Annotated in this window: 10 protein-coding genes; 5 read left to right on the forward strand and 5 right to left on the reverse strand. The window is 43.5% G+C overall.

The annotated features are described in order from the left end of the window. Positions 1-190: 190 nt before the first annotated feature. Both JGK22_RS32260 and JGK22_RS32265 read left to right on the forward strand, forming a co-directional pair. Positions 191-1,972, forward strand: coding sequence for an ABC transporter ATP-binding protein (locus tag JGK22_RS32260; RefSeq protein ID WP_293314486.1), 1,782 nt, complete (start codon positions 191-193; stop codon positions 1,970-1,972). Between the two features lie 204 nt (positions 1,973-2,176). Beyond that, positions 2,177-2,614, forward strand: coding sequence for a hypothetical protein (locus JGK22_RS32265; protein ID WP_293212983.1), 438 nt, complete (start codon positions 2,177-2,179; stop codon positions 2,612-2,614). Between the two features lie 112 nt (positions 2,615-2,726). On the opposite strand, the gene JGK22_RS32270 is transcribed toward JGK22_RS32265, so the two are convergent. The 3 genes from JGK22_RS32270 to JGK22_RS32280 all read right to left on the reverse strand — a co-directional run bounded on the left by JGK22_RS32270 (position 2,727) and on the right by JGK22_RS32280 (position 5,481). Then, positions 2,727-3,662 (reverse strand): fused MFS/spermidine synthase, encoded by a 936-nt coding sequence (locus JGK22_RS32270; protein ID WP_293220427.1) that lies wholly within the window; start codon positions 3,660-3,662, stop codon positions 2,727-2,729. Between the two features lie 471 nt (positions 3,663-4,133). Continuing rightward, complete coding sequence (locus JGK22_RS32275) at positions 4,134-4,742, reverse strand: adenylate/guanylate cyclase domain-containing protein (RefSeq protein ID WP_293193104.1); 609 nt, start codon at positions 4,740-4,742, stop codon at positions 4,134-4,136. A 10-nt stretch (positions 4,743-4,752) separates the two neighbouring features. After that, positions 4,753-5,481 carry a response regulator gene (locus JGK22_RS32280; RefSeq protein ID WP_293185111.1) on the reverse strand — a complete coding sequence of 243 codons (729 nt, stop codon included), beginning with the start codon at positions 5,479-5,481 and terminating at the stop codon, positions 4,753-4,755. A gap of 323 nt (positions 5,482-5,804) precedes the next feature. Here JGK22_RS32280 and JGK22_RS32285 point away from each other — a divergent pair, with 323 nt between their 5' ends. Beyond that, on the forward strand, positions 5,805-6,167 hold the full coding sequence (locus JGK22_RS32285; RefSeq protein WP_293185113.1) for a hypothetical protein: 363 nt from the start codon (positions 5,805-5,807) through the stop codon (positions 6,165-6,167). Between the two features lie 146 nt (positions 6,168-6,313). Here the strand turns inward: JGK22_RS32285 and JGK22_RS32290 are convergent, their stop codons facing one another. Continuing rightward, complete coding sequence (locus tag JGK22_RS32290; protein ID WP_293185114.1) at positions 6,314-6,949, reverse strand: hypothetical protein; 636 nt, start codon at positions 6,947-6,949, stop codon at positions 6,314-6,316. A gap of 97 nt (positions 6,950-7,046) precedes the next feature. Between JGK22_RS32290 and JGK22_RS32295 the strand changes: the two genes are divergently transcribed. Beyond that, positions 7,047-7,493, forward strand: coding sequence for a SufE family protein (locus tag JGK22_RS32295; RefSeq protein ID WP_293185115.1), 447 nt, complete (start codon positions 7,047-7,049; stop codon positions 7,491-7,493). 14 nt (positions 7,494-7,507) lie between these two features. Beyond that, positions 7,508-8,413 (forward strand): alpha/beta hydrolase, encoded by a 906-nt coding sequence (locus JGK22_RS32300; RefSeq protein ID WP_293193107.1) that lies wholly within the window; start codon positions 7,508-7,510, stop codon positions 8,411-8,413. A gap of 112 nt (positions 8,414-8,525) precedes the next feature. Here the strand turns inward: JGK22_RS32300 and JGK22_RS32305 are convergent. Continuing rightward, on the reverse strand, positions 8,526-9,552 hold a 1,027-nt coding region (locus JGK22_RS32305), incomplete at its 5' end, for a right-handed parallel beta-helix repeat-containing protein (protein WP_293193108.1).

Genomic DNA, 9,552 nt, shown 5'->3' on the forward strand with positions numbered 1-9,552 from the left:
AAGACAATTTCAAAGATTGTAAAATGGGCTTCTAGCCTGTTCCAGCAGAAAAAATCAAAGATTGTGGAATGGGCTTCTAGCCCGTTCCCAAAGACAATTCCAAAGATTGTGGAATGGGCTTCTAGCCCGTTCCTAAAACCATAAAAATAACTGCACAATCTAAAACTTGTCCAATTATCCCCATCCTCAATTGTCACCAAATCCCTCTAAACCTGTCCATCCCCTCAAGCGGCTGCTGAAATACGGGCGCCGCTACCGCCTGAAAACTTGGCTGGCAAGTATTTGTTCGCTGCTGAATAAATTCTTTGATTTAGCGCCACCAGCATTAATCGGTATTGCCGTTGATGTGGTGGTGAAACAACAAGATTCTATCCTTGCTAAGTGGGGCATAAAAGATGTCGTTTGGCAACTCGCAATCATTACTTTGTTGAGTTTGATTGTTTGGACTTTGGAATCGGTTTTTGAATATGCCTATGATTATTTGTGGCGCAATTTGGCTCAGGATATCGAACACGATTTGCGTCTGGAAGCTTACAGCCATTTACAAGAATTAGAATTAGCTTATTTTGAAGAACGCAGCACGGGCGGTTTGATTTCGATTCTCAACGATGATATCAATCAACTGGAACGTTTTTTAGACGGTGGTGCCAATGAAGTGATTCAGGTAAGTACGACGGTAATTGTGATTAGCGCCGCTTTTTTTGCAGCATCTCCTGCTGTTGCTATCCTGTCAATGCTGCCAATTCCTTTTATTATTTGGGGCTCGTTTGCATTTCAAAATCGCCTCGCTCCACTGTATGCTGATGTGCGGGAAAAGGTGAGTTTTTTGAACGGGCAATTGTCGAATAATCTGACGGGAATTACTACTATTAAAAGTTTTACTTCCGAAGATTATGAAACTCAGCGCATCGAAACCCAAAGTCAAGCTTACCGCCAAAGTAACCGACGGGCGATCGCAATTTCGGCAGCTTTTATTCCGCTAATTCGCGTGGTGATTTTCCTGGGCTTTATTGCAACGCTATTTCTGGGCGGTTTGGAGGTAGTGGCGGGCAGATTGTCTGTAGGGACTTACAGCGTTTTGGTGTTTTTGACGCAGCGGTTGCTGTGGCCCCTGACCCGCCTGGGTGATACTATGGATCGATACCAGCGCGCCATGGCTTCTACTAATCGGGTGATGAATTTGTTGGATACGCCGATCGCAATTCGCACGGGTGATATTCGGCTGCCGGTTAGTTCGATTAAAGGCACGCTGGAATTTAAAAATGTTACCTTTTATTACAATCAAAGAAAACCGATTTTGCAGTATTTTTCCCTGACTCTGCCGGCGGGGAAGACTACGGCAATTGTGGGCGCGACTGGTTCGGGAAAAAGTACGCTGGTAAAATTAATTATGAGGCTGTACGAGGTACAATACGGTCAGATTTATCTCGATGGCATAGAATTAACTACCCTGAATTTAAAAGATTTACGGAGAGCGATCGGATTGGTGAGTCAAGATGTATTCTTGTTTCACGGTACGGTGGCCCAAAATATTGCTTACGGCACTTTTGATGCCACCGATCGAGAGATAGTAAATGCTGCTCAAATTGCGGAAGCTGACGAGTTTATCGCGCAATTGCCGGACGGTTACAACACTATTGTAGGGGAACGCGGTCAAAAATTGTCGGGGGGACAGCGGCAGCGGATTGCGATTGCGAGGGCTGTGTTGAAGAATCCGCCGATTTTGATTCTGGATGAAGCTACTTCAGCGGTGGATAACGAGACGGAGGCCGCAATTCAGCGATCGCTCGAACGAATTACCAAAAATCGGACTACAATTGCGATCGCCCACCGTCTTTCTACTGTCCGTAATGCCGATTGCATTTTTGTCATGGAGCAGGGGCGAGTGGTAGAATCGGGGCATCACGAACAACTTATCGAACATAATGGAGTTTATGCGTCGCTCTGGCGGGTGCAATCTGGTATAAAATAAAAGCGCTGCGCTTTTAGGTTGAATTTGCTAATTGGTAATTGGTCATTGGGCATTGGGCATTTGGCATTGGTAATTAGTTATTCACAGTCTGCTAATAACGAATCACAAATAACCAATAACGAATCACAAATAACCAGTAACCAGTAACCAATAACAAATAACCAATAACCGTAAGATATTAGTTTCTACAAGCAAAGAGAAAAAATGTTTTTATTTGGTAGCCCTGATTCAGAAGAAAAAAAACAAAATAACTGGCGCCGCAAATTAGATAAATTTGTAGCAGCCAACAAACAAGAATTGGCGGCTTTAGCTTGGGGACTCCTTCAGGAAAGAGGAGAGGAAAGCGACGATATTTTGGGCATTGATATTGCCGGAACGCCACGCTTCGTGTACTGTAAAAAAGAGGCAGTAGAAGAGTTAAACCGTCAAGTTAAAAGTCATATTCAGGAAATTTTAGGAGTGCTAAACGCTCACAAACCGGAGAAAGAGGTAGCGATTTTGGCGATCGGCGAAGGTGAAATCAAGCTAATTTTGTTTGAAATTGACCCCGCACCCCCTGATTGTTTTGAACTCGCAGCAGCGGATGTCGATACATTGATCGATCGCCTAGAAAAGCAAATGGCTGAATATATTAAAGGATAAATTATATCCAATCCGGTAAAAAAAATACTAATTAAGTTCGTAGTGAGGACTTTAGTCCTCATTTTCAGAGGACTAAAGTCCTCACTACGAACCAGTTTTGTTGTGTTGGATATCAAAATAACCAAGAATCAAAATAACCGGCGGGTGGCAAATCGTCGGTCAAAATTTGAGCTTGGTCTAAATTAGCTATAATCTGAGACAATTCTGAACCTATTTTCACATCAAGAGCTCTGTCTGTCAAGGAAAACGAAAATTCATGTCCATCTTGCACATATTTTGCTCTGGAAACAATCTCGTCTTTGTCTAAAATAGGGCCGTTAGTCCCAATTAAAACACTATTAATATCCTTCCAAGGGCATACGCATACCTGGGAAAACACGCTTTGAAAAGTCTTCACCTTTTGGGCATAAAACTCATCTCTTTGCAGCAGATTTACTAAAACAACTCCAGCGGTTGACAAATGTTTTTGGCAAAGTTCATAAAATTCTTTAGTTGCTAGCCGGTGCGGAAAGTAGCCGTTGCCAAAAAACACGTCAGTCATGATTATATCATACTGCATATCTGGGCTTTGCTGCTCTAGATACTCTCTCCCATCTTGGATTGCTACGCTGAGTCTGCTGTCGAAGTGCACTCCAAAACACTCAATGGCGGCTGAAATCGCGATCGCATCTACATCAGCACATTCTACAACAGTTTCCGGCAAATAATGGTGCATAACTAACGGAATTCTGCCACCGCCAAACCCAGCTATATAAACTTTTTTAGGTTGATTTTGCCACAATAAACCCAACATCATCGCTTGGGTATATTCTGAAACTAAATGCAGAGGATTGTTGAGGTTGAACACAGATTGCAATAAATCTGTATACAAATTCACCTTTTCTACTAAACATAGCTTAATTTGACCTTTATCTTTTCTAACTGCAACATAGTGAACTCCCGACTCTTTGCAAAACACAACTCCATCCGGCTGTTGTTGCACCCAAGCCAGCCTCTGTTGAATATTCGCTAAATTGATAGTTTGCCAATTTTTTTGTTCGTCAATCATCTGATTTTTTAATTTATTGGACGCACGAGTGGTTAGAAATGCGTCAATCCTGTTTTCTTTAAACTCTATCTTTTTTGAGATTAAATAAAGGTACGTTGTTGCGCTTCAGCGCTCTTTTCTAATTTATAGCGGATCTAGCGAAAGATTCGCGGACGTTGTTGGGAAGAGAGCCCTCTTGGTTTCAGTGGTTATATAACCTGTCAGTCATACCTCACCTTTTTGAGAAAGGCTATATGACTAATCCCTATAAGAGTGCAATTTTCTTTGAAGGTTGTTGCGCTTTATGACCCTTTTCTACTTTATATATCAAAGAGCGCTGAAGCGCAACAACGTACCAGAAGACTAACCTCTATAAGAGTGCAAGTTGCGTCGAGGAATGTACTAAAAATCGTAGACTAACCGGGTATTTGCGAAGGAACTGGGTTTCTCATCAATTTTCTATTTTATATTGTGAAAAAAACCTGAGATAAATTAAGTAGATGATACCTGCTTATACGCCACAAACTCCAAACCCGAAATCGAAAAATCTATTCTTTCCCAATCTTGCTTATCACCTTCAAACTTTTCAAACGCTGCTGAGGTAAGCAAAATCTCTCCCCGTTCCGCCAAATCCTCTCCCAGCTTGGCTGCTAGATTAAATTCCGATCCGTACATATCCTCTCCTTCCAGCATCAAAACATCGCCGCAGCCAATACCAATGCAGAGGTAAATATCCATATCCGGCGGCAGAGTCGTGTTGACAGCCACCGTTTGTTTCAGAGAGTCAATTGCAGATTCCACAGCAGATTTTACATCGGGAAATACTGCAAAAATATTGTCTGCTTCCTCCTTAACAACAGTACCGCCACATTCCGCAATTATCGGTTTGACAATTCCGTGCATCCGGTGAATCATTGACAAAAAATGAATGATTCCGTAACGGACAGTTGTTCGAGAAAATCCCGACATATCCATTACCAAGATTGTGTGATTTTGACGAAAAGTTGCATTAATTTGGGCGTCAATTTCTGCCATTCTTTGGGGGTTTTCGTTTCTTTCTTGCAGCAGTTTTTCCAAGTTGGTGCGGTTATTTGTTTTCATTGTAGTTGAATTAATTAAACTCCCAATCGCGACAAAAAGGCTGAGGGCGACCAGCGGGATGTACTGCACAATTGATACCATCTTTGCCGTAATAATAGTCGCAGACTTTGCAAGGTTGATTTTGCTCAATCTTTTTCATCAAAATTGCCCGGATAGTCTGAACTCGGTTGCGATACTTGTTGGCTGTCGAGTGAGTCGGTTCAATTGCCAAAGCTTGCTGAAAAGCTGCTATGCTGGTATCGTACAATTTAATAATTTGGGCGCTGTATTTTGTCCAAGCATCGGCGCGACTTTGATACAATTCAATGGTACTTAAGTTTAAAATGCCGTATTCCGTCCAAGCGTCAGCCGAAGCCCGATCGAACTTAATATTGGCATTCATCAAGACTTTTTTGATGGTTGCCAAAAGTTCCCTGGGCTGCCAAGGTTTGCTAACATACGCCTCGGCGCGATCGATCGCCCTGGAGAACAAAGCTAGCTGCTGTCCCTTGCCGGTTAAAAATATTACTGGTATATTCCGAGTTTCGGGATTAGCTTTGATTAAACGGCAAACACCGTAACCGTCCATGCGGGGCATGACGATATCTAATAATACTAAATCCGGGTAACTTCTCTCAACTTTATCTAGTGCTTCCACACCGTCAGATGCTTGAATTACATTTAATCCACTGCATTTCAACTGATGTGAAATGCACTCCCGCTGGCTGCGGGAATCTTCCACAACTAAAACTGTACTCATCACTCCCCACCTGGTTTCCGATGTAAACTTGTGCGCTGCTTCGAGTTGCCCTGACTGACATTATTTTACCCACATTGAATGATTTTGTTATCACTAGCTAAGGGAATTCTCTAAACTTGCAACAAATCTTAAACTGGGAAGCACAGGCGATACCGATCGCAAAAATCTGCTTGCCAATACGGGGAATTATTGCAAGTTTGATAAAAAAATATTCGGATTTTAAACCTTAATAACGGCAAACTGTACTGATGCAAGCCAAAAACCTTGTTGAATTGCCACAGATAATCCGCTACTGTGTACGTTAAAGTTCTTATGGACGACACATGAATAGATTGCTCCTCACTTTGCTTGTAAGTCCGACGCTGTTTGGATCTCTGATGTCTTTGAGCGCGATCGCCCAAACTCAAAACATAGGCGAAACACCGGGTAAATCGGCTGATGCGCCAACCTGCGTGCGATCGCCCCACGCCCAACGTCTGACTTGTATGCGCCTTCCCGGTAAGGCTGCTGCTGCTAATTCCAAGGCCAGAATCGGTTGGCAGCGCCCGAATCAAGAACCGGTGGCGATGCTAGATTTTACGGAGGAAGAAAGCGATGCAGCGGCGGCGCTGTTTGGCTGCGACTGTCAGTTGTGCATCAATTCCCTGCGTCAGTTGCGCGGTTTGCCGCCCTTGGACTTGAGTTGAGCGCGATCGCCAAGACTGCTTCAGCTAACGTTGTTTTGTAAGATCGACTCTCTCGTAGTTTGGCGCAGTCTTCTTCGGTAATCTAAAATCTAAAATCCCAAATCTAAAACCAAAAATTTCAAATCTCAAATTGTTCGATCGGGGTGTTATTTCTGCGCCAAAGCCCATACTACTAAGGGAAAATCCGGCTCATTTGCTAACGAATGAATGGAAGCATTGTAATATTCCCATTTTGAGAAGTTTGCCACAATACAAGCGCGGTTTCCCCAAGAGCCTGTTTGGATGCGCTCTAAATTGAAACCGCATTCAGCCAGCAGGTATTTGATTCCTGTTTCTGTCCAGCGAGAGCAGTCGTTAGGGTAATCGTGAATCCGAATCAAAAACGGTATAGTTATTAAAAAATAACCGTTTTCGTCGAGCATTTGATAGATGTTTTTGCCAGCGCGGTAAGGCCACAGTAAATGTTCAAATATCTGTTCGGCAATGATTAAATCAAATGTTTGATCGAGGCAACACTCGCAAATGTCAAACTCTGGATATTTGACGGATTTATAGCTTTGAAAAGATTCTAATTTGCCCCAACTGTCGCCAGAGATTTCTAAGGTATTTAATCGATCGGGCTGCAAGCTTTTAACGATGTTGCGAGTTTCGCGGTTCATCACAACTCGGCACCAATGTTCGTCAACTGCACCAAATACCATATTTCCTCCGTTGAGATTTGTAGGGCGATTAATAACGGGATAGCTAGCCTTCGGGAAGGGGAGAGCGAACGCTTCACGCAATTTTTCTCTACAATAACCTATTCTGATTGGCGATCGCCCGCACCGACTGCTAAAATGAAATGTATAATATTAGCGATGTAAACCGCTACTCGAAATCATGTCCGCAAATACCGCGCTACCGCCAACCCTAGCTAAAATTGTCCAGCGCTTCCAGCGACACTCCGATCCGAAACAGCGCTACGAACAACTGCTGTGGTATGCCAAGCGACTCCCACCATTTCCCGAAAGCAATAAACAGCCAGAGAACAAAGTTTCTGGCTGCGTGTCACAAGTTTATATTACCGCAACTTTAGCCGACGGAAAAGTTTCCTTTGAAGGCGATTCAGACGCTCAGCTAGTCAAAGGATTAGTTGGCTTGCTCGTCGAAGGTTTAAGCGGATTGACGCCTGCGGAAATAGTCAGCGTTACCCCAGATTTTATTCAAGATACGGGATTGAATGTGAGCCTGACACCTTCTCGCGCTAACGGATTTTATAACATCTTTCAAATGATGAGAAACAAGGCACTGGGTTGCGAAGTTAGCGCGCAAGCAGAAGCAAATTAACAGGAGCAAAAGCTGTGACTCAGACTGCTGATTTAATCCAATCTAATTATGGCAGCTATCCCGCGACAGTTCAAGAATATCTCTGGAACTGGAAAGGAACGCAAATCAAAGTTATTTACGAAACCAGAGGACAAGGAAACACCGTATTATTGCTGCCAGCTTTCAGTACGGTTTCAACACGAGCAGAAATGCGTCCTTTAGCGGAATTGTTGGCGCCTAACTTTCAAGTTGTGAGTGTAGATTGGCCTGGTTTTGGCGACTCGGATCGCCCGCGCACCGACTACGAACCGCAATTATATCATCAATTTATTCAGGATTTTGTTGAGTCTACTTTTAGCAGTCCTGTGGCTGTAGTTGCGGCCGGTCACGCTGCGGGTTATGCGATGCAATTAGCGCAGTCAAAGCCGAATGTTTGGTCAAAAATTGTGTTAGCTGCACCGACTTGGCGCGGGCCTTTACCGACGATGAGCAAACAGCAAAGCGGCTGGCACGGAATTGTCAGAGAATTAGTACGATCGCCCTTACTCGGTCAATTCCTTTACAAACTGAACACTGCGCCGTCATTCCTGGGTTTAATGTACCGCCGCCACGTCTACGCGGATGCAGCAAAAGTCACCCCCGATTTCATCCAAAACAAATGGAAAGTCACGCAGCAAGTAGGTGCGAGATTTGGTTCGGCGGCTTTTGTAACTGGTGGTTTAGATCCGGCAAAAACCCGAGAAGAATTTGTCGCCAACTTCCAAGAATTAGCAGTGCCGGTGATGGTTGTAATTGCTGAGAAAGCACCGCCCAAATCTAAGGCGGAAATGGAAGTATTAGCCCAATTACCGGGAGTAGAATCGCGAGTTATCCCTGGTTCTTTGGGCTTGCACGAAGAGTATGCGGCGGATTTGGCAAATGCGGTTAAGTCTTTTGTTTAAGATTATAGACTTCTTGCAAAAATAATTAGGACGGGCTAGAAGCCCATCCCACAATAAAAAAGATTTTTGTGGGATGGGCTTCTAGCCCGTCCCAAATGACTAATGACTTCTTCTATTCTTGATTGCCTTTCCCGCGAATATATCCGTTATCTGCAATCCGCCAAGCACCCCCAGTATTGCCGGTTAAATCGCAATCATCCACCGTAGCAATACTATCTCTGTAAACTGCGATCGCCTCACCTTCATTACCATTAATTCTACACCTGCGCGCAATCAATTTTCCTCCCAATCCGACACCTATTCCCAGAGTGCCGTTATTATAGATATTGCAATCTTCCACCGTTGCTTTGCCATTATCCGAGATAAAGATTCCGTTCCATATTCCATCATGAATTTGACAGCGACGGATTACTGAATTAGCATTAGAGCCGCAGATTACTACCACAGAATAGTTGGCAGAAGTGATATCGCTGTCTTCTACGATTAACTCGCCTTGGCGAATATCTACAGCGTAATATTTTCCTGTTGTTTTAATTGTCAATCCTCGGACTAAAGCGCTGTCTGTTGCCATTTGAATGCAGTTTGAATCGCTGCTTTCAACAGTGACGCTACCCGCTTCTATGTTGCCGATAATTTCCACAGATTTGTCGATTATTATACTTTCTTTGTACACACCCGGATGCACATAAATTCGCGTACCTGAAACAGCATTTTTTAGGGCTTCGCTAATAGTGGTATAGTCACCTTCGCCTTGCTGAGAAACTACAAATTCTTGATTTTTCAAAATTGCTGCTTCTGGGGTTGACTCGGCGTTTTTATCTAGTAATTCAGCTTTTGGTGATTCTTCCGCTGTTGCAGTAATTTCCGGTGTTGGCTGCAACCGTTCTTGATATACTGTTTCTAAGTGATGTTCTAACTCAGATATTTGAGATTGAAGTTGAGCTTGACTCTGGTTTGCTTTCTCGATTTGACTTTGCATTTCCGAGAGTTGGGCGTAAATGTGCGATCGCTCTCTGTTAGCAGTTTCTAGTTGAGACTCTAATTGCGATCGAGTTTGACGCCCATTTTCTAACTGATTTTCTAAGTCGGATATTTGAGATTGCAGTTGATTTTGATTTTGATTGGCTCTCTCGATTTGA

This window comes from Microcoleus sp. PH2017_08_TRC_O_A (assembly GCF_020738665.1).
Taxonomy (GTDB): domain Bacteria; phylum Cyanobacteriota; class Cyanobacteriia; order Cyanobacteriales; family Microcoleaceae; genus Microcoleus.